Annotated in this window: 21 protein-coding genes and 1 tRNA gene; 16 read left to right on the top strand and 6 right to left on the bottom strand. The window is 57.1% G+C overall.

Features of this window, described 5'->3' with window-relative positions; all coding sequences use genetic code 11:
- Positions 1-24: 24 nt before the first annotated feature.
- The 6 genes from Y5S_RS06015 to Y5S_RS05990 all read right to left on the bottom strand — a co-directional run bounded on the left by Y5S_RS06015 (position 25) and on the right by Y5S_RS05990 (position 4,997).
- Positions 25-591 carry a response regulator transcription factor gene (locus Y5S_RS06015; RefSeq protein WP_035231305.1) on the bottom strand — a complete coding sequence of 189 codons (567 nt, stop codon included), beginning with the start codon at positions 589-591 and terminating at the stop codon, positions 25-27.
- On the bottom strand, positions 588-1,796 hold the full coding sequence (locus Y5S_RS06010; RefSeq protein WP_035231303.1) for a sensor histidine kinase: 1,209 nt from the start codon (positions 1,794-1,796) through the stop codon (positions 588-590). The genes Y5S_RS06015 and Y5S_RS06010 overlap by 4 nt, the downstream gene beginning before the upstream one ends.
- 203 nt (positions 1,797-1,999) lie before the next feature.
- Positions 2,000-2,617, bottom strand: coding sequence for a class I SAM-dependent methyltransferase (locus Y5S_RS06005; RefSeq protein WP_035231302.1), 618 nt, complete (start codon positions 2,615-2,617; stop codon positions 2,000-2,002).
- A gap of 2 nt (positions 2,618-2,619) precedes the next feature.
- Positions 2,620-3,843 (bottom strand): tetratricopeptide repeat protein, encoded by a 1,224-nt coding sequence (locus Y5S_RS06000; protein ID WP_231552642.1) that lies wholly within the window; start codon positions 3,841-3,843, stop codon positions 2,620-2,622.
- A 270-nt stretch (positions 3,844-4,113) separates the two neighbouring features.
- Entirely contained in the window at positions 4,114-4,413 is a 300-nt protein-coding gene (locus Y5S_RS05995) for a PA4642 family protein (RefSeq protein WP_035231300.1), read from the bottom strand.
- A 209-nt stretch (positions 4,414-4,622) separates the two neighbouring features.
- Entirely contained in the window at positions 4,623-4,997 is a 375-nt protein-coding gene (locus tag Y5S_RS05990; RefSeq protein WP_035231299.1) for an HU family DNA-binding protein, read from the bottom strand.
- Positions 4,998-5,363: 366 nt separating this feature from the next.
- Here Y5S_RS05990 and aspS point away from each other — a divergent pair, with 366 nt between their 5' ends.
- From aspS to Y5S_RS05910, 16 genes are all read left to right on the top strand, one after another.
- A complete protein-coding gene (gene aspS, locus Y5S_RS05985) occupies positions 5,364-7,127 on the top strand; it encodes an aspartate--tRNA ligase (protein WP_035231298.1) in 1,764 nt (587 codons plus the stop codon).
- A gap of 83 nt (positions 7,128-7,210) precedes the next feature.
- Positions 7,211-7,951, top strand: a complete 741-nt coding sequence (locus tag Y5S_RS05980; protein ID WP_035231297.1) for a YebC/PmpR family DNA-binding transcriptional regulator — start codon at positions 7,211-7,213, stop codon at positions 7,949-7,951.
- Positions 7,952-8,223: 272 nt separating this feature from the next.
- A complete protein-coding gene (locus Y5S_RS05975) occupies positions 8,224-8,658 on the top strand; it encodes a hypothetical protein (protein WP_035231296.1) in 435 nt (144 codons plus the stop codon).
- Between the two features lie 337 nt (positions 8,659-8,995).
- Positions 8,996-9,514, top strand: coding sequence for a crossover junction endodeoxyribonuclease RuvC (ruvC, locus tag Y5S_RS05970; RefSeq protein ID WP_022983937.1), 519 nt, complete (start codon positions 8,996-8,998; stop codon positions 9,512-9,514).
- Between the two features lie 43 nt (positions 9,515-9,557).
- Positions 9,558-10,157, top strand: a complete 600-nt coding sequence (ruvA, locus tag Y5S_RS05965) for a Holliday junction branch migration protein RuvA (RefSeq protein ID WP_035231295.1) — start codon at positions 9,558-9,560, stop codon at positions 10,155-10,157.
- Positions 10,158-10,305: 148 nt separating this feature from the next.
- Positions 10,306-11,334, top strand: coding sequence for a Holliday junction branch migration DNA helicase RuvB (gene ruvB, locus Y5S_RS05960; RefSeq protein ID WP_035231294.1), 1,029 nt, complete (start codon positions 10,306-10,308; stop codon positions 11,332-11,334).
- Complete coding sequence (gene ybgC / locus Y5S_RS05955; protein ID WP_035231293.1) at positions 11,327-11,770, top strand: tol-pal system-associated acyl-CoA thioesterase; 444 nt, start codon at positions 11,327-11,329, stop codon at positions 11,768-11,770. The genes ruvB and ybgC overlap by 8 nt, the downstream gene beginning before the upstream one ends.
- The gene (gene tolQ / locus Y5S_RS05950; RefSeq protein WP_035231292.1) at positions 11,763-12,449 is read left to right on the top strand and encodes a protein TolQ; all 687 of its coding nucleotides are present in this window, start codon (positions 11,763-11,765) and stop codon (positions 12,447-12,449) included. Before ybgC ends, tolQ begins: the two co-directional genes overlap by 8 nt.
- A 3-nt stretch (positions 12,450-12,452) precedes the next feature.
- The gene (tolR, locus tag Y5S_RS05945; RefSeq protein WP_035231291.1) at positions 12,453-12,890 is read left to right on the top strand and encodes a protein TolR; all 438 of its coding nucleotides are present in this window, start codon (positions 12,453-12,455) and stop codon (positions 12,888-12,890) included.
- Positions 12,883-13,674, top strand: a complete 792-nt coding sequence (locus Y5S_RS05940) for an energy transducer TonB (protein WP_035231290.1) — start codon at positions 12,883-12,885, stop codon at positions 13,672-13,674. The genes tolR and Y5S_RS05940 overlap by 8 nt, the downstream gene beginning before the upstream one ends.
- A 23-nt stretch (positions 13,675-13,697) precedes the next feature.
- Entirely contained in the window at positions 13,698-14,948 is a 1,251-nt protein-coding gene (gene tolB / locus Y5S_RS05935) for a Tol-Pal system beta propeller repeat protein TolB (RefSeq protein ID WP_052041453.1), read from the top strand.
- A gap of 81 nt (positions 14,949-15,029) precedes the next feature.
- Positions 15,030-15,599, top strand: coding sequence for a peptidoglycan-associated lipoprotein Pal (pal, locus tag Y5S_RS05930; protein WP_035231288.1), 570 nt, complete (start codon positions 15,030-15,032; stop codon positions 15,597-15,599).
- A gap of 15 nt (positions 15,600-15,614) precedes the next feature.
- On the top strand, positions 15,615-16,376 hold the full coding sequence (ybgF, locus tag Y5S_RS05925; protein ID WP_231552641.1) for a tol-pal system protein YbgF: 762 nt from the start codon (positions 15,615-15,617) through the stop codon (positions 16,374-16,376).
- A 239-nt stretch (positions 16,377-16,615) separates the two neighbouring features.
- Positions 16,616-17,257: a 7-carboxy-7-deazaguanine synthase QueE gene (queE, locus tag Y5S_RS05920; protein ID WP_035231286.1), complete on the top strand. Its 642-nt coding sequence runs from the start codon at positions 16,616-16,618 to the stop codon at positions 17,255-17,257.
- A 23-nt stretch (positions 17,258-17,280) separates the two neighbouring features.
- On the top strand, positions 17,281-17,949 hold the full coding sequence (gene queC / locus Y5S_RS05915) for a 7-cyano-7-deazaguanine synthase QueC (RefSeq protein WP_035231285.1): 669 nt from the start codon (positions 17,281-17,283) through the stop codon (positions 17,947-17,949).
- A 72-nt stretch (positions 17,950-18,021) separates the two neighbouring features.
- A tRNA-Lys gene (locus Y5S_RS05910) sits at positions 18,022-18,097 on the top strand.
- Positions 18,098-18,209 lie beyond the last annotated feature (112 nt).

The following is an 18,209-nucleotide window of genomic DNA, read 5'->3' as shown; positions in this document are numbered from 1 at the left end:
AGCCAAGCGGTGCCCGACAAGAAATCAGTCGGCGCCTTTTTCTCGTTGATACTGACTCGCGCTGGGGCGTTTCTTGAGACGACGTTGCAAGGTGCGGCGGTGAATGCCGAGTGCTTCTGCGGCGCGGGAAATATTCCCGTCATGGGCATCCAGGGTGCGCTGGATATGCTCCCATTCGAGCCGTTGCAGAGAGGGAGGGGTTGCGGGCAACGGTGAGCCAAGACTGGCAGGGTCTGCCTGCAGGGCTTCGAGAATCTCGCTGGCGCTGGCCGGCTTGGTGAGATAGTTGTGGGCGCCGCGGTGGGTGGCCGCTACCGCAGCGGCAATGCTGCCATAGCCGGTCAGAAGCAGTACCTTGCAGTGCGGGAAGCGCTGCTGGATGGGGATGATCAGATCAAGACCGTTGTCCTGGCCCAGATTCTGATCGAGCACAGCGCCATCCAGTTGTTCCAGCTCAGAGATCAGGGAAAGGGTGGTTGCAGCATCATGGGCCACACTGACATGGGTATTCCTGCGACCCAGCGCCTGAGCGGTCTGCTCGGCCAGCAGTTCATCATCCTCAACCAGCAGTAGATGCAGGGTGTGGGTCATGGCGTTGCCTCATAAGACTGCGCGGCTCCGGTCTGGGGGTGGCGGATGCGTACCTGGGTCCATTGGCGACCAAATTCCATGTCCATGCTGGCTCCCATTTGCTCCAGTGCCGTATTCACCAGAATCAGCCCCATGCCCAGTCCCTGTCGCTCTGAGTCTGGGTGCGCGGGGCCGTTGTCGCTGGCCTGAAGCGCCAGTCCCTGTTCGTCCTGATAGCTGCGGATAACCCAGTGGCTGGCTCCGGCATCCATGGCGTTATAGCCGAGATTGCACAGTATTCGGAACCAGCTCTCGCCATCTGCCAGCATTGGATTTGTCGTCAGTTCGGCCTTGATCTCAAGGGTAGGAGCAAGATGACGCAGCTGTTGTTGTACCTGCTCAATCAGGGTGCCAAGTGCCTGGGGGCCAGATAGCGTCTGTGCGGTGCTTTGCTTGAGCCGTTGTGAAACGGTCCGGGCCAGTTGATCAATCTGGCCGATTTCCTTACGCAGGGTGTCAGGCAATTCTGGCGCGCTTTGCAGGTTGTCGGCCAGCATTACCAGTGTCCCCAGGGGCGTGTTCAGCTCATGGGCTTGATCAGCCAGGGTGGCGGCAATCTGGTACATGTGCTCCCGCCGCCCGGCCAGATCCAAAGCCTGTTCCTGCTGTCGTTGCTGCTGACGCATCAGCCGCTGGATCACCTGCCCAAGCAGCGACAGCATCAACAGCAGCGCCACGAATACCACTGCCATGCCCACACTGTGCAGCGCACTGAGCTCGTGGCTCAGCGCATGCAGTGGCGTGTCGTCGGCGGGGCGGTGATACCAATTGAAAGTCACCAGATAGCCACTTAGGGCAAGTCCTGCAACCAGCAAGCTGTTGCCCAGCGGGAGCGTCAGGGAGGCCAGCAATGCAGGTATTAGCAGGTAAAACGACAACGGGTTCCCGGCTCCGCCAAACGATTGCAGCAGCACAATGAACAGTGCCGTATCTAACGCCAGCTCCAGGGTCAGCAGCTGGCTCTGGTGCTTGCGGGAGCGATGGCTGAGCAGGGTAATCAGGCTGGGCAGCAGCAAGGCTCCCAGCCAGCTGAGCTGCGTCAGATGGTAGCCGGTGTGGCCAAGACTCTGCAGCAACATCAGCGCCAGGGTAAAAAGCAGAACCAGCAGGCTGCGTAACCAGATGAGTCGCAGGCGCCAGCTTCTCAGGGGGAGGCGGTTGTCCATGGCGCTATTGTAGAGGCAAATGTGGGGAGAGGGGTGTGGCAATTTGCCTCGGTGATTGAGTTGAAAGTTAAAAGTTCAAAGTTGAAAAGCGCGCCAGAGCTGCCTGGGTTCTAAGCCGCCGTGCCCGCGCCATTACCGGCAAGCGCGGGCACGGCATTCAAAAACCGGGGGCTGACTCCGCGTTTAAACTTTAAACTTTCAACTCAGGGTTTCAGCAGCGCCCCGTCCAGCAACTCTGCGGCGAATGCGGGTAATTTGGGGTGCTTGCGGTGGGCTGCCTTGTTGAGGCGGAAGCCGGCATCACGGAACGTGGTGGCAGTATCGCGGGTGAGTTGGCAGCCGCAGGCCAGGTGTTTCCAGGCCGGGTTCATGCCTGCCTGTAAACGGCGAATCCAGCGCTTCTCACTGGCGACATGTTCGAGTGCCAGCAGGGTGCCACCGGGTTTGAGTACCCGAAATGCTTCATTCGCTGCTGCCTGTGGATCCGGAATGGTGCAAAACACCAGGCAAGCCACAACGGTGTCGAAGCTTTCATCAGCATAAGGCAGCGCCTGGGCATCGCCGGTCTGCAGGTGAAAGCGGTGAGGTGCGACGCATTGCTGCGCAGCCTTTTGGGCAATTGCCAGCAAGGCCTCGCCAGGTTCGATGCCATGAATTTCGGTGGCTTGATCGGTGTAGAGAGGGAAGTTGGCACCGGTACCGACTCCCAACTCCAGCACCTTGCCGTGTGCCTGCTTCAACAAATGTTCCCGATCCCGCCAGACCGGGCGCGTAGCCCAGTCCAGGAGTGCGGGGAAAACACGGTCTTCATAGAGCGACATGGTTATTTGCGCTCGGGAAGGACGTAGTTCTCAGGGTTGTTGAGCATGTCCATGGTCAGCGGATCAGTGAGCACGCTGGTCAGGTTACGGTCTGTCTTCTTGCTGAATTTGCGGCGCAGCTTTTCAAACTTGCGGAAGCTGCGGAAATTCAGTGCATACAGGCGGACTTCCTGGAGGCGCTTGTAGGAATACATGACATCCAGCGCATCCATGGAAAATTCCGGGCGGATCTTCATGGCCTTTTCCAGGTAGCTGATGGCCTCGTTGAGGTCACGCTTGCGGTTCATGTAGATCAGGGCGTTGGCGTATTCGTAGTTCACGATCGGGATATCGGGAGCCAGTTCCAGCGCATCAGAAAAAGATTCTTCCACGGTGGTGGTCCGCGCACCGTAGGTCATGCGGCCGGTGAATTTGCCTACACGGCGCATGATGCCGGCATCCACGCCCGCACGGAAAGCGTGTGCGAGAGGTTGTTCAGGCATGATCTCGACCACTTCTTCAGCGCTGTTCTTGATCTTGCCGATGTAGCGTCGGGCAACCACGATGGGAACCGGCGATTCCTCGGCGATCCGGGCGATAGCATAGGCGTAGCCCAGTTTTACGCTGGCCACAATGGGGGCCACTTCCGGGTCATCTTCGGCTTCCTTCATGACATCGAAGTAATCCTCGGCCCGGTTCGCAACGTCCTGCAGCATCATGTATTTGATGCTCTGGCGCTCCGTCAGATAGATGGCATACATCAGCTGGGAGAACAGGGCAGGGATTTCGCCCATGGGGCCCAGCTTCATGCCTTCCTCCCGGGCTTTCTGGAAATCCCCGGAAAAGAACATCCGCCAGACTGCCAGATAGCGCTTTTCAAGCTCTGCGTAGTCGCCATTCCAGTTGTCGATACCGTCCTTCATGAAGGGGTATTTCTCGAACTGTACGCTCATGTATTGGGCGGAAGGGTAGGGCACTTTCAGGCCCCGCATCAGGTAGTCCCACTTGTCGCGGATCTGCTGATCGGTATAGGTGAAGTAGCTTTTCTTGTAGGGCACCTGGTTCCAGGTCTCCACAAAGATGCGTTCATCCACCGGGATTTCCTGCATCTGCAGTTCTTCCGCGGTGACTTCATCCATCTCGTCGTCGGCGTCGTCATCGCGGGCAGCGAGGGTTTGCAGGCTAACGGTACAAAGCGCAACCAAAAACAGGCTGCGCCAAAGCGGTTTGGAAAGTGATGCCATCATGGAACGGCTCTTTTGTTGTTGTTTCTGTTGTTGTTGTGTCGTCTTGGCTATCTCTGTGCATACATGATGCTGCCCAGAGGCCCGGTACAGGCATTGCAAGCCCCAATACCTAACAATGCCATGGGTAAAGATTGTGAACAAGTTCCGCAGGGTATGTATTGGACGGGCGTTTTGTTTCGGTTTGGTTGCCGATTTCGGGAGGCAGGGGAGGTTGGGATGGAAGAAGGAGGACAGCCAGGCCATGGGCCTGGCATTCCTGGGGATGCGGGATCAGGCAGTGCCGCCGGCCTCGCGAAGCAGGTCGGCATATTCTTCGCATTTCTTGTGGTCCGCAATGTGAGCCAGCAGGGTGCGGCCCTCGGGATCTCTGGCATTCAGATCGCGGCCTTGTGCCTTGAAGAACCCGATAAAACGGCCGAAATCCTCAGCGCGCAGGGCGCGATAGGCTTTTTCCAGGGTATGGAAATCACTGGAAACGCCCTCTTCACTGGGTACGTCCAGAAATACCTTGATCTGCTCATCAGTCATCGGTTCGCCGATCACCTTCTTCTTGTCTTTACGCTCAGCCATGGGGGCTCCTGTTTCCAAAGACGGTTCAGGGCGATGGGATGGTCTGCCTGGGCGGCAGGAACCGTTGCCCTCAATGATGGGCGCGCATTATAGAAGGTTGCGAAGGCCAGAGGCCAGAGGGGGAGTTGTGTAAAGGATAGGGGGCGAGGATAGAAAGTAGAGGGAGAGGCCAAGACAGGCCACCGGCAGCGCCGGTGGCCAGGCCCGAATCAGGAGGCCATGTCCTTGAGTTTCTTCAACGGACGTACTTTTACCACAGTGCTAGCCGGCTTGGCTGCAAAGGTGGTTTCTTCGCCTGTGAACGGATTGATGCCCTTGCGAGCCTTGGTAGCAGGCTTTTTCTGGGTGACGATCTTCATCAGACCGGGCAGGGTGAACTGGCCAGCGGCACGTTTCTTCAGGTGGCCTTCCATAATCACAGCCAGTTCATCGAATACGGCGTTGACGTCTTTCTTGGACAAGCCGGTGGTTTCGCTGAGCTGGTTGATGATCTGGGTCTTGTTCATCGGCTCGGTGATGGTTTTCACTTTGCGCGCAGCAGGTGCGGTTGCGGCTTTGGCAGCGGCTTTCTTCTTTGCAGCCATGGATTGCTTACCCCTTTTTGGTGTCTTCCTGATTTGTGATGACGTCTTCTGAGACGGACGCCGGCGATGCTTCCCTGATCAGGCTCGCCTCTGGACTGCAATTCCTCAGAGGGTCACTGATATGGTTCGAACCTTTTATAAGGCAGGAAAATCAAGTTCACAAGCGCTCAAACCACTATTTTTCAGGGTTATACGGAAAAAAGTGCCTGCCGGCGCCTTGTTTGGCACTGGATTGCCTCACGGCATGGCTCGCGAGCAGTGGAATCGCTATACTGTGGCGCCTTTTTCAACGGCCCGGTTTTTCGGGGGAGTCAGGTGCTCCACCAACGGGGCTGTGAAACATCAGAAATACGAACGGACATTGAGATGCGTAGCCAATATTGCGGTGATTTGCGAGCCTCCCACGATGGAGAAACAGTAGAGCTGTGCGGTTGGGTTCACCGCCGCCGTGACCACGGTGGGGTGATCTTCCTCGACCTGCGCGACCGTAATGGCCTGGTCCAGGTGGTGTTTGACCCGGATACCGTGGATGCCTTTGCGCTGGCCGACAAGGTTCGCAGCGAGTATGTGGTGCAGGTAAAAGGCCGGGTACGCATGCGTGATGAAGCCGTGCGCAACAGCAAGATGGCCACCGGCGACATCGAAGTGCTGGGCAAGGAACTGACCATTCTCAACGAAGCCGCCACCCCGCCGTTCGAACTGGACGAGCATGGCGGTGCCGGTGAGGAAGTACGCCTCAAATACCGCTTCATGGATCTGCGTCGCCCTGACGTGCTGCGCAACTTCCAGTTCCGTTCCCGACTGACTCACGCGGTGCGTGCGTTCCTGGAAGGCGAAGGCTTCATGGACGTGGAGACCCCGATCCTGACCCGGGCTACCCCGGAAGGCGCTCGAGACTATCTGGTGCCTAGCCGTACCCATCCGGGCAGCTTCTTTGCGCTGCCCCAGTCCCCGCAGCTGTTCAAGCAGCTGCTGATGGTGGCTGGCTTCGATCGTTACTACCAGATCGCCAAATGTTTCCGCGACGAAGATCTGCGTGCAGATCGTCAGCCGGAATTTACCCAGATTGATATCGAAGCCTCCTTCGTCAACGAAGAAGACATCATGGGTATTGCCGAGAATATGGCCCGCAAGCTGTTCAAGGAACTGCTGGATGTGGAGCTGCCCGAGTTCCCGCGCATGCCATTCTCCGAAGCCATGAGCCGTTTCGGTTCTGACAAGCCAGACCTGCGCATTCCGCTGGAGCTGATCGACATCGCTGACCTGCTCGCCAGCGTGGACTTCAAAGTCTTCTCCGGACCGGCCAACGATCCCAAAGGCCGTGTGGCGGCCATGAAGGTGCCGGGTGGTTGCAGCCTGTCCCGCAAGGACATCGACGGCTACACCAAGTTTGTCAGCATCTACGGAGCCAAAGGGCTGGCCTATATCAAGGTCAATGATCTTGCAGCGGGCGCTGAAGGCCTGCAGTCCCCGATTCTCAAGTTCCTTACCGAAGATGCGATTCAGGGCATTCTGGAGCGTACTGGCGCCGAGACCGGCGACCTGATCTTCTTCGGTGCCGACAAGGCCCGAATCGTGAACGAGGCCCTCGGTGCCCTGCGCGTGAAGGTCGGTCACGATCTGAACCTGGTCGAAGGTGAGTGGGCTCCGCTGTGGGTGGTGGACTTCCCCATGTTCGAAGAGGACGAAGGTCAGTTCCATGCCCTGCATCACCCCTTCACTATGCCCAGCTGCAGCCCGGAAGAGCTGAAGAGCAACCCAGAAGGGGCGCTGTCCCGCGCCTACGACATGGTGCTCAACGGCACCGAGCTGGGTGGCGGTTCCATCCGTATCCACAATCCATCCATGCAGCGCGCGGTGTTTGAGGCGCTGGGTATCTCTGATGAAGAAGCGGATGAGAAATTCGGCTTCCTGCTGGATGGCCTGAAGTATGGTGCGCCGCCACACGGTGGTCTGGCCTTCGGTCTGGATCGCATGGTCATGCTGATGACCGGCTGTGAGTCCATCCGTGACGTGATCGCCTTCCCGAAAACCCAAACGGCGTCCTGCATGATGACCAATGCGCCGTCTCCGGTGGACAGCAAGCAGCTGCGCGAAGTAGGCATTCAGGTGCGCAAGGAAGAGCAATAAGGGAAGAGCAATAAAAGAAGCAGGCACTACCACGGCGCGGAGTTGTCCGCGCCGGTCTGTTCGTAGCAATTACGGGAGACAACATGGCAGGACATAGCAAATGGGCCAACATCAAGCACCGCAAGGCGGCCCAGGATGCCAAGCGCGGCAAGATCTTTACCAAACTGATTCGTGAACTCACCGTGGCCGCCAAGATGGGCGGTGGTGAAGTGAATGACAACCCGCGTCTGCGGGCGGCCGTCGACAAGGCGCTGGGCGCCAACATGACCCGCGACACCATTGATCGTGCCATCAAGCGTGGTGCTGGCGGTGATGACGGCGGCAACATGGACGAGATCACCTACGAAGGTTACGGCAAGGGTGGCGTAGCGGTACTGGTGGAAACCATGACCGACAACGTAAACCGTACCGTGGCCGAGGTGCGCCATGCCTTCACCAAGTTCGCCGGCAATCTCGGTACCAGCGGTTCGGTGGCCTTTCTGTTCAGCAAGCGTGGCGAGATCTACTTCGAACCGGAAAGCGTGGATGAAGAGAAACTCATGGAAGTGGCGCTGGAAGCCGGTGCGGAAGATGTAGAAGAAATCGATGGCGGGGGTTTCCTGGTCATCACCACCCCGGACAAGCAGTTCGGTGAAGTGGTGGATGCCCTGCGCGAAGCCAGTCTCGAATTCGCTGAAGCCGAAGTGACCATGCATCCCTCTACCGAAGCCGAGATCGATGCGGACACAGCAGAGACCGTGCAGAAGATGATCGACATGCTGGAAGACCTGGACGACGTGCAGAACGTCTACACCAATGCCAGCTGGCCGGCGGAAGAGGAATAGCGGCGAGCTGCGAGCTTCAAGGAAACGCAAAACCCCGGATTTTTCCGGGGTTTTTGTTTTTTAGGGGGGGGGCAGCGAGTGACGAGTTTCGAGTTGCGAAGATCAAAACCTGGGTCGGCTTTGCCATGGGAGTCTTCTTGCTGGTGGATGCTGGGAGCTCTCTGTGTCCTTCAAGTTGTGCCTGCCAGCGAACGGGGTGTCGGCGTCTGCGCCATCCGGTAAAAAATGCTGCATACTAGTGGTGATCAAAGGCAATGGATCAGGGAGGAGACATGTCTTATCGCCACAATGACTCCGCAAATACGGTAAAGGCATTCCTGATGGGGGCTATCGTGCCCGCCTTGCTCATGACGTTTCTCTTTACAGGTATCCTTGCCGGGCGAATCCTGTTCCAGGAGTTTGCGGTTCTGCTTTTCCTCTGTTGCCTGGTGTCGGCTGTGCACCTTGTGCTGGCGGTGCCGTTATATCTGCTGCTGCGCTTGCGTAATACTGTGTCGGGCCTGACCTGTGTATTTGCGGGAGGAATGATCGGTGGTTTGCCAACGGCCATTCTGATGATGGGGCTCAGATGGAGCGCGGATCCGAACAATGCCGCTGACTGGCTCGGGATCGCGGGCATTTACTCCATATCCACAGTGATGATGGCCACTACGTTCATGGCTTTTTGCGGGCTGACTGGTGGTTTGAGTTTCTGGCTGCTCTACTAGGATGGTCTGAACCCCTCACCGGTTTCTGAACCGGCCAAAGCGGAAAAATGATGGGTGATTTACTAACCCGAGGGCTGGCGTCTTGCGTGCAGCCTGGTGCGTGTTTCGTCTCTTGTGGGTTTTGCCTTTCGCAACTCGTCCCTCGAAACTCGTCACTTAACTGATCGTCTCGTTTCACCTTGCCAGCAACCCAGGCCGTTCCATCCCTGTCGCCCGCGACAGAGCCTCCCGCGTGTTGCATGGTGCATGGTGCGCCTAGCGTCTCTTAACCCAACTGGACATCTGGACAGTCTTTCGGTACAACTGACGCAGATTTTCTATTTGTGGTCAGACAGTTATGGCATTGATTCTCGGTATCGACCCCGGTTCGCGCCACACCGGCTATGGGCTGGTGGAGCATGTGGGTAATCGATCCCGGGCAGTGGCGTTTGGCACTATCTCGACTTCCCATAAGGAAATGCCGCCCAGGCTGGGAGAAATCTTTGCCGGCATTGATCAGGTGGTAAAGGAATATGGCCCTGCGGAAGTGAGTATCGAGAAAGTATTCATGGCTCGCAATGCAGACTCGGCGCTCAAGCTGGGCCAGGCGCGGGGCGCGGCCATCGCAGCAGTGATGCAGGCGTCAATTCCGGTATTTGAATATTCGGCCCGTCAGGTCAAGCAGGCAGTGGTGGGCAAGGGGAGTGCGGAAAAGATTCAGGTAGGGGAGATGGTGCGTCATTTGCTGGGGTTGGATAAACGACCCCAGGAAGATGCGGCCGATGCGTTGGCTATCGCCCTTTGTCATGCCCACATGCGTGTTTCCCTCGCGCGCATGGCGGGCGCCACGGCGGTGCGCAACCGCCGTATCCGATAATTCAATGCACCAACATCAACAACACGGTCATTAAGGATTCAGCATGATTGGACAACTGCGTGGCACCCTGCTGGAAAAGCGGCCCCCGGTGCTGTTGCTGGATGTGAACGGAGTGGGATACGAAGTGGAGGCGCCCATGACCGTGTTCTACGAGCTACCAGAAACGGGCCAGCCGTTAACCCTGCATACCCACTTCGTGGTGCGTGAAGATGCCCAGCTGCTGTATGGCTTCTCCAGCCGTTATGAGCGGGAGCTGTTTCGCGCGCTGATCAAGGTGAATGGAGTCGGGCCAAAAATGGGGCTGGCGATCTTGTCCGGCATCGAAGCCGACCGGCTGGCCCAGTGTATCCAGGATCAGGATTCCTCGACGCTGGTGAAAGTACCGGGTATCGGCAAGAAGACCGCAGAACGGCTAGTGATCGAAATGAGCGACCGGCTGGACAAGATTGACGGCGCCCCGGCCAGCCTGCCGGGCCGCGTCGCATTGAGCCCGGCGGATGATGCCCGCAGCGATGCCATCGCCGCGCTGGAAGCACTGGGTTATCGCAACAAGGATGCGGTGGCGGCAGTTGGCAAAGTGGCCGAAGAGGGAGCCAGCAGCGAGCAGATGATCCGTCTGGCGCTGAAAAATCTGGCCCGCTAGGTCTCTGGGTCCTTTATCTGTGTGAACCTCGGCAAATCTTCGTAGTAACTGTGATAACAGCAATAGCCGTGGGGTAGGCTGCTGGGTTACGCTAGCCGCAGATTTTACAGACAACGAATAACCGGGCAGAGGCGGTTTTACCGCAGACATGGATAACGAACGACTTATTTCTGCTGCTGCCGTTGGCAGCCAGGAAGATCAGCAGGATCGTGCCATTCGGCCATCCAGCCTGGCTGACTATCACGGCCAGCCAAAAGTCCGCGAGCGCATGGAGATTTTTATCGATGCGGCACGCGGGCGTCGCGAAGCGCTGGACCATACCCTGATCTTTGGCCCGCCCGGCCTCGGCAAGACCACCCTTGCACACATTATTGCCCGTGAAATGGGCTGTGAACTCAAATCCACCTCTGGCCCCGTTCTGGAAAAGGCCGGTGACCTGGCTGCCATTCTGACCAATCTGGAAGAAGGGGATGTGCTGTTCGTGGATGAAATCCACCGTCTCTCTCCGGTGGTGGAAGAAATCCTCTATCCAGCCATGGAAGATTATCAGCTGGATATCATGATCGGCGAAGGCCCCGCTGCCCGTTCCATCAAACTGGATCTGCCTCCCTTTACGTTGGTAGGGGCAACGACCCGTGCTGGTCTGTTGACGGCGCCATTACGTGACCGGTTTGGCATTGTGCAGCGCCTGGAGTTCTATTCCGTTGAGGATCTGGCAGGAATTGTGCAAAGAGCCTGTGAGATTCTGGCTATTCCTATTGATGATGCCGGGGCGCTGGAAGTGGCGCGTCGCTCCCGGGGTACCCCGCGAATTGGCAACCGGCTGCTGCGCCGGGTGCGTGATTACGCACAGGTAAAGGGCGATGGACGCATCACTGAGGTGATGGCTCAGCGCGCGCTGGACATGCTTGAGGTGGACAGCTGTGGCCTGGACGGTACCGACAGGCGGTTGCTGGACATGATTATGCACAAGTTTGATGGCGGTCCGGTGGGGCTGGAATCGCTGGCGGCGGCGCTGAATGAAGATGCCGGCACCCTGGAAGAGGTGGTGGAGCCTTACCTGATTCAACAGGGCTTTATCCAGCGGACCCCGCGGGGGCGGACGGTAACCAACCATGCCTGGCGGCATTTTGGGCTGAAATCACCCCGTCGCGAGGGTGATTTGTTTAATGATTGAAAAAAAACAGCAAAGTGGGGAATTTACCCTCCCTGTTCGCGTCTACATCGAAGACACTGACGCCGGTGGCATCGTGTATTACGTGAATTATCTGAAGTTCATGGAGCGGGCACGCACAGAATACTTGCGCACCCTTGGCTATCAGCACTATGCGCTGGCGGATGAGAATTTTCAGTTTGTGGTGCATTCCGCAAACGTGCAGTATCGCCAGCCAGCGAAAATTGATGACGCCCTCCGGGTGACGGCAGGGTTGAAGAAGCTGGGTAAGGCAACGCTGTTGTTTGATCAGCGTGTGCTTCGGGGAGATACCCTGTTGTGTCAGGCCGAGATCAAGGTGGCCTGTGTAACAGCGGACACACTCAAGCCGACGGGGATTCCTGCGGCGTTATACAACAAATTTATCGCAGCCAGCGAAGGAGAAGGGCTCAATGGTTGAGGCATCCAGCATGTCGGTTGTCAGTCTGATCAGTAATGCCACTATTGTGGTGCAGCTGGTTATGGCGCTGCTGATTCTGGCGTCACTGACGTCCTGGTACATGATTGTAGGACGCTACCGGGTGCTGGGTCGGGCGCAGAAAGCCGGCCGTGCCTTCGAAGAAACCTTCTGGTCCAGCGATGACCTTGCTTCGCTTTACAAGCAAAGCCGTGAGAACCCGCATCCGGATTCCGGTACAGAATCCATCTTTCGCGCAGGCTTTCAGGAATTCGTTCGCCTTTCCAAAAGCTCCCGCAGTGCAGACGCGGTGATGGATGGCAGCCAGCGAGCCATGCGCGTTGCCCTGCAACGCGAGCAGACCCGTTTGACTCGTCACCTGCCTTTTCTCGCAACGGTCGGTTCAACCAGCCCCTATGTGGGTCTGTTCGGCACCGTGTGGGGCATCATGAATTCCTTTATGGCCCTGGCCAACGTCAAGCAGGCGACCCTGAGCGTGGTCGCCCCCGGTATTGCTGAGGCATTGATCGCAACCGCCATTGGTTTGTTTGCCGCGATTCCGGCGGTGATGGCTTACAACCGTTTTTCTGCCCAGAGCGATTCCCTGCTCACCGAGAACGAAATGTTTGCCGAGGAGTTTTCCTCTGTGCTTCACCGTCAGGCACACGGGCGGGGAGCCTGATTCATGAGTGGTGTGAAGGTCAGGGTGCCGCGCAAGCTGGTTGCCGAGATGAATGTGGTGCCATACATCGATGTGATGTTGGTGCTGCTGGTTATCTTCATGGCCACCGCTCCCATGATGACCCAGGGTATCAACGTGGATCTGCCGGACAGCAACAGTGCGCCCATTGATACCACCAAGAATGAACCGGTGATTGTCTCGGTTACTGCGGATGGCAGCTACTTCATCAACGTGGGAGGCGATGCCAAGAAATCCGCCAACCTGGAAACGGTGAAAGGGCATGTATTGCGTATCCACAAGCACAAGCCGGAAACCCTGTTCCTGGTAGAGGGTGACAGCAAGGTAGCGTATTCCAGTGTGATTTCCCTGATGGCTGCTCTGCAGGAAGCAGGGATTACCCAGTTGGGTCTGGTGACGGAGCCTGCGGGTAGCAATGAGTGATCGTCAGGTTGCGATTGCCTTCACCCTGTTCATTCACCTGTTGGTGTTTGGCCTGCTGGTGTTTAGCTGGAGCACGGATCCGACTTTGCACAAAGCGCCGGTGATTCCCCCCCATGTGAAAGCCACCATGGTGGAAACGTCAAAACAGAAGAAGGCTCCAGTGGCGAAACCGACGCCGGAAAAGAAGCCGGCACCGAAGCCAAAGCCGAAACCGGTGGAGAAGCCGAAACCAAAACCGCAGGAAAAGCCCAAGCCGGTCGAAAAGCCCAAGCCTGAGCCCAAGCCTGCAACAAAACCTAAAACGGAACCGAAGCCGGCCACCAAGCCGAAACCGGAGCCAAAACCCGATCCCAAGCCCGCGGTGCCGGAGATCGAGGAGCCCAGCCTGGAAGAGATGCTGGCAGACGAAGAAATTGAAATGGACAAGAAGCCGGAGCCTGCTGCTGATGAAGCAGAGGATGCGGCCAGTAACGCGGATCAGTCTGATGTGGAGGTGGCCAGTCACAGTGATGCAATCCGGGCGGCAGTGAAACAACGCTGGCGGATTCCAGGCACTTATCGCGGCCGCAATGATCTGCAAACCACTGTGCGAATCCGTACGATTCCCGGTGGTGAGGTACTGGATGTGTCGGTGGTCAAATCCAGTGGCTATCCACAGTTTGACGAATCTGTGGTGAAGGCCGTACAGCTGGCTGCGCCATTGCCGGTGCCCTCAGGGGCCTTGTTTGATAAAGAATTTCGCTCATTTTTAATGGTGTTTGAGCCAACAGGAGTGTCTCAGTGAGTCGTATTGCGTTGTTATTGGTGATGTTGCTTGGTGCTGCCGTCGCCAGAGCGGAACTGCTCATCAAGGTAACCGAAGGCCGCGTGGATGCGGTGCCGATTGCGGTTGTACCTTTCGCCGGGTCACAGGGCGCGCCGGAAGATGTGTCCGCGATTGTGGCGGCAGATTTGCACCGCAGTGGTCAGTTCAAACCCTTGCCTGCCGAGGATATGCTGAGTCGGCCGACCAAGCAGAGCGAAGTGATCTATCGTGATTTTCGTGTATTGGGCATGGAGTACATTGTTGCTGGCAGCATGAAAGTGCAGGAATCCGGTGGCTATGAAATTACCTACGCACTCTACGATGTCAGCAGTGAAGTGAAATTGCTGGAGGAAACCTATCGTCCGCCGGTTTCCCAGCTGCGTGACGTGGCGCATGCCATCAGTGACCGTATTTATGAGCAGCTCACCGGTATTCCCGGGGCGTTTTCCACCAAGATTCTCTACGTCACCCACAACCGGGGCGCAGCCAACCCTTACCAGCTGCAATATGCGGATGCAGATGGTCATCGTGTGACCACCATCCTGCGCAGCAAGGAACCGATCATGAGCCCGGCCTGGTCGCCGGATGGCCGCAAGGTGACGTATGTTTCCTTTGAGGATCGTGGCCTGCCTGCCATCTATGTTCATGAGCTGGCGACCACCAAGCGGGAAAAAGTATCCAGCTTCAGGGGCATTAATGGTGCACCAGACTGGTCACCGGACGGGCAAAAACTGGCGTTGACGCTATCGCGCGATGGTAATCCCGAGATTTATATGCTGGATATCAATACCAAGGCGCTGACCCGGCTAACCAACCACTACGGTATTGATACGGAACCACGCTGGTTGCCAGATGGCGAAAGCCTGGTGTTCACGTCCAGCCGCTCAGGTGGACCACAGATCTATAAACTGAACATAAATGATAAGTCCGTCAGACGCGTTTCATTCCAAGGTGCTTATAATGCGCGCCCAGATGTAACGCCAGATGGTCGTTATCTAGTTTATGTGCACCGACGAAATGGAAATTTCAATGTCGGTGTCCAGGACCTCCAACGGGGAACGTTCAATATTGTGACCCGCACCGACATGGATGAGTCCCCCAGTGTTGCACCCAATGGAAGTATGGTAATTTACGGGACGCAAGACCGGGGAACGGGGGTTCTGGAAGCCGTATCCATCGATGGCAGAGTGAAAGTCGAGCTGCCGTCGAAGGAAGGGGAAGTCAGAGAACCGGCATGGTCGCCGTTCCTCTGACAGAGATTTGAGTGGTCAAGGAGTCACTCGTTTCTCGCCAGGTTCTCGGAGTCCAAACTTAGGAAATAATAGGAGCTTTTCATGCGTTCATTTCTCAACCCGCTGTTCGCCCTGATGTTGGCAGCTGTGCTGGCCGCTTGTTCCAGCACGCCGACTGAAGAAGACACTTCTGCTACCGATACTACTGCACCGGCTGAAACCGGTCCGGTAACTCCGGTAGAGCCGACTACTCCGGCCAAGCCGGACACCAGCAGCATCCCGATGACTGCTGACAACTTCTACAACCATCCGTCCAACTACGACGGCACCACCAACACCAAGGTGATCTACTTCGCCTTCGACAGCAACACCGTTCCGGCTGCTGCTTTCGAAACCCTGCGTGCTCACGCTACCCACCTGAAGAACAACGCCAACGCCAAAGTGCGTCTGGAAGGTCACGCTGACGAGCGCGGTACTCGCGAGTACAACGTTGCTCTGTCCGAGCGTCGTTCCAAGGCGGTAGAGAAGTTCCTGCGCGTTCAGGGCGTGTCTGCTTCCCAGATCGAAGTCGTATCCTACGGTGAAGAGAAGCCGGCTGCTTTTGGTCACAGCGAAATGGACTGGGCCAAGAACCGTCGCGTAGAACTGAACTACACTGCTGGCCGTCCGTAAGCGATGACAGTAGTGATGACAAAACGCCTGCTCGCAGGCGTCTTGCTCAGCTCCCTGGTACTCTGCGCGCATGCGCAGGGTACTGGGCCGCTGGCCATTGAAGATCGTAGTGCTGCACGCAGCATGTCTGGTGCTGCATCAGATCAGGGGGCGTCTCAGGCTTCGGCCATGAATGAAGACGCGCTGATCATGTTGATGCAACAGCAACAACAGTTTGAGGAGCAGGTCCAGATGCTCCAGGGGCAGATCGAAGAACTGCGCCATGAACTGCAGGTAATGAAAGACGCTGAACGTGAGCGTTACCTGGATCTGGATACCCGAATTAATACACTGGCTGAACAGGGTGTTTCCGAGCAGTCAGAGAATACCGATGCCGCAGGTCCTGCTGACCCTGAGGCAGACAAACAGGCCTATAATGCCGCCAAGGATCATCTGGTTGCCCGCGATTTCGATGCGGCAGCAGAGGCCTTCGAGGGCTATCTCAAGGATTTCCCTAACGGCCAGTATCGCGGTCATGCGCATTTCTGGCTGGGGCAGGTCTACAGTAACCAGAAAACCCCGCAAAATGACAAGGCCATGGAGCAGTTCCAGGCCGTGGTTGAAAACTACCCGGATCACAGCAAGGCTCCCTCCAGCCTCTATACGCTGGCGGTGATGCAGGCCCGAGAGGGCAAGGTCTCGGAAGCCAAGATCAACCTGCACAAGCTGATCAAGCAATACCCGGATTCATCCAAGGCCAGTCAGGCCAAGACCCTTCTCGATCAGCTCAATAGCTGAGTATCGCGGTCAGGTAAACCCAAAACGCCCTGCATTCCCATGCAGGGCGTTTTTGTATGTGGCTGCGTGGATTAAGCGGCAATGCCACTTGGTCAGCCATCCGGGCATAGGGGATGGTATTTCCCTTGTGTCCCATACTTTACCGACTGTCGGCGGCACAGACGCCGGCAAAGGTGATAGAATCCGCCGCATTTCCGCCCCGGCCGTGGTTTGCCACGGCCAGGTATTCAGGAGAGGCCGTGGAACTGCGTCTTACCGAAATCTTCCATTCCCTGCAGGGTGAAGCCAGAACCGTAGGCCGCCCGACGGTATTTGTGCGCCTGACAGGTTGCCCGCAGCGGTGTGTTTGGTGTGATACCGAATATGCCTTTTCCGGGGGAGAAAAGTGGACTCTGGAGTCCATTCTTGCGGAAGTCGCGCAGTACGGGGCTGGTTATATCACTGTTACTGGTGGTGAGCCGTTGGCACAGCCGAACTGTTTGCCGCTGCTGACGGCCCTGTGTGACGAGGGTTATGAAGTGAGCCTGGAAACGGGTGGGGCCATGGATATCAGCCAGGTGGATGAGCGAGTGTCCGTGGTCATGGACCTGAAAGCACCGGGCTCGGCGGAGCAGCACAACAACCGTCTGGAGAATATTCCCCTCTTGCGACCCCATCATCAGGTCAAGTTTGTGCTGGCAGATCGCAAGGATTACGACTGGGCACGCTTCATGCTGGATCAGCATCAGCTGGCCGAGCGGGTGGCTGATGTGTTGTTTTCTCCGGTCCAGGGGCAGCTTGCCCCGGGGGATCTGGCCGACTGGATTGTAGCGGATCGCCTGCCGGTGCGCTTTCAGCTGCAGCTGCACAAATTACTCTGGAACGATGCCCGTGGCCGTTAAGCCGGGCAAAGAGGAGCTTCGCAATGAATAAAGCGGTCGTATTGCTGTCTGGTGGGCTGGATTCGGCTACTTGCCTGGCGATAGCCCGGGACCAGGGTTACGAGTGCCACACCATTGCCTTCGATTATGGCCAGCGTACCCGTGCTGAGCTGGCCGCGGCCCTGCGTGTGTCCGCTGCTCTGGGGGCGCTGAGCCACAGGGTGGTAGAGCTGGGTATGGGGAATATCGGCGGCTCTGCATTGACCGATCACAGTATCGAGGTGCCTGAGGATGGCGGTGACGGTATCCCGGTAACCTATGTGCCGGCACGTAATACCGTTTTCCTGTCGTTGGCGCTGGGGCTTGCTGAAGTACTGGATGCCCAGGCTATCTTTATCGGGGTGAATGCGGTGGATTACTCCGGCTACCCGGACTGCCGGCCTGAATTCATCGAGGCCTTCCAGACCATGGCCAACCTGGCGACCAAGGCGGGTGTGGAAGGCCGTCCCATTCAGGTTGAGACACCGCTCATGCACCTCAGTAAAGCGGATATCATCCGCGAGGGTGTGGCTCTGGGCCTGGATTATGGACTGACGGTTTCCTGTTACCAGGCCGATGAAAGCGGTAATGCCTGTGGCAAATGCGATAGCTGCCGTCTGCGCAGGCTGGGTTTTGAGGATGCATTGGTCAAAGATCCAACAAACTACCAATAAACGGCAAAAAATTTATTCTGCCCCCTTGTCAGCCGGAAATAAATCCGTATTATTTGCGCCTCCTTCGGGAGCGGGTCGTTAGCTCAGTTGGTAGAGCAGTTGGCTTTTAACCAATTGGTCGCTGGTTCGAATCCAGCACGACCCACCATCTTCAAAAAGGCTGCCTTTATGGCAGCCTTTTTTTATGGTTCATCGCGGGGTAGCGGGAATGCGGGTTTGCCAGACTTCGGACGCTGGCGCCAAACCAACCGTATCCCCTG

The organism is Alcanivorax nanhaiticus, from assembly GCF_000756665.1.
Classification (GTDB): domain Bacteria; phylum Pseudomonadota; class Gammaproteobacteria; order Pseudomonadales; family Alcanivoracaceae; genus Alcanivorax; species Alcanivorax nanhaiticus.
This window is presented reverse-complemented; position numbering and strand designations above follow the sequence as displayed.

Coding starts and splice junctions, on each gene's coding strand:
- ruvB (WP_035231294.1), top strand. CDS start 10,306: ATGGATAACGAACGACTTATTTCTGCTGCTGCCGTTGGCAGCCAGGAA.
- Y5S_RS06005 (WP_035231302.1), bottom strand. CDS start 2,617: ATGTCGCTCTATGAAGACCGTGTTTTCCCCGCACTCCTGGACTGGGCT.
- tolB (WP_052041453.1), top strand. CDS start 13,698: ATGTTGCTTGGTGCTGCCGTCGCCAGAGCGGAACTGCTCATCAAGGTA.
- Y5S_RS06010 (WP_035231303.1), bottom strand. CDS start 1,796: ATGGACAACCGCCTCCCCCTGAGAAGCTGGCGCCTGCGACTCATCTGG.
- Y5S_RS06015 (WP_035231305.1), bottom strand. CDS start 591: ATGACCCACACCCTGCATCTACTGCTGGTTGAGGATGATGAACTGCTG.
- tolQ (WP_035231292.1), top strand. CDS start 11,763: ATGGTTGAGGCATCCAGCATGTCGGTTGTCAGTCTGATCAGTAATGCC.
- ybgF (WP_231552641.1), top strand. CDS start 15,615: ATGACAAAACGCCTGCTCGCAGGCGTCTTGCTCAGCTCCCTGGTACTC.
- Y5S_RS05940 (WP_035231290.1), top strand. CDS start 12,883: ATGAGTGATCGTCAGGTTGCGATTGCCTTCACCCTGTTCATTCACCTG.
- ruvA (WP_035231295.1), top strand. CDS start 9,558: ATGATTGGACAACTGCGTGGCACCCTGCTGGAAAAGCGGCCCCCGGTG.
- Y5S_RS05980 (WP_035231297.1), top strand. CDS start 7,211: ATGGCAGGACATAGCAAATGGGCCAACATCAAGCACCGCAAGGCGGCC.
- pal (WP_035231288.1), top strand. CDS start 15,030: ATGCGTTCATTTCTCAACCCGCTGTTCGCCCTGATGTTGGCAGCTGTG.
- Y5S_RS06000 (WP_231552642.1), bottom strand. CDS start 3,843: ATGATGGCATCACTTTCCAAACCGCTTTGGCGCAGCCTGTTTTTGGTT.
- ybgC (WP_035231293.1), top strand. CDS start 11,327: ATGATTGAAAAAAAACAGCAAAGTGGGGAATTTACCCTCCCTGTTCGC.
- Y5S_RS05990 (WP_035231299.1), bottom strand. CDS start 4,997: ATGGCTGCAAAGAAGAAAGCCGCTGCCAAAGCCGCAACCGCACCTGCT.
- Y5S_RS05975 (WP_035231296.1), top strand. CDS start 8,224: ATGTCTTATCGCCACAATGACTCCGCAAATACGGTAAAGGCATTCCTG.
- ruvC (WP_022983937.1), top strand. CDS start 8,996: ATGGCATTGATTCTCGGTATCGACCCCGGTTCGCGCCACACCGGCTAT.
- queC (WP_035231285.1), top strand. CDS start 17,281: ATGAATAAAGCGGTCGTATTGCTGTCTGGTGGGCTGGATTCGGCTACT.
- Y5S_RS05995 (WP_035231300.1), bottom strand. CDS start 4,413: ATGGCTGAGCGTAAAGACAAGAAGAAGGTGATCGGCGAACCGATGACT.
- aspS (WP_035231298.1), top strand. CDS start 5,364: ATGCGTAGCCAATATTGCGGTGATTTGCGAGCCTCCCACGATGGAGAA.
- tolR (WP_035231291.1), top strand. CDS start 12,453: ATGAGTGGTGTGAAGGTCAGGGTGCCGCGCAAGCTGGTTGCCGAGATG.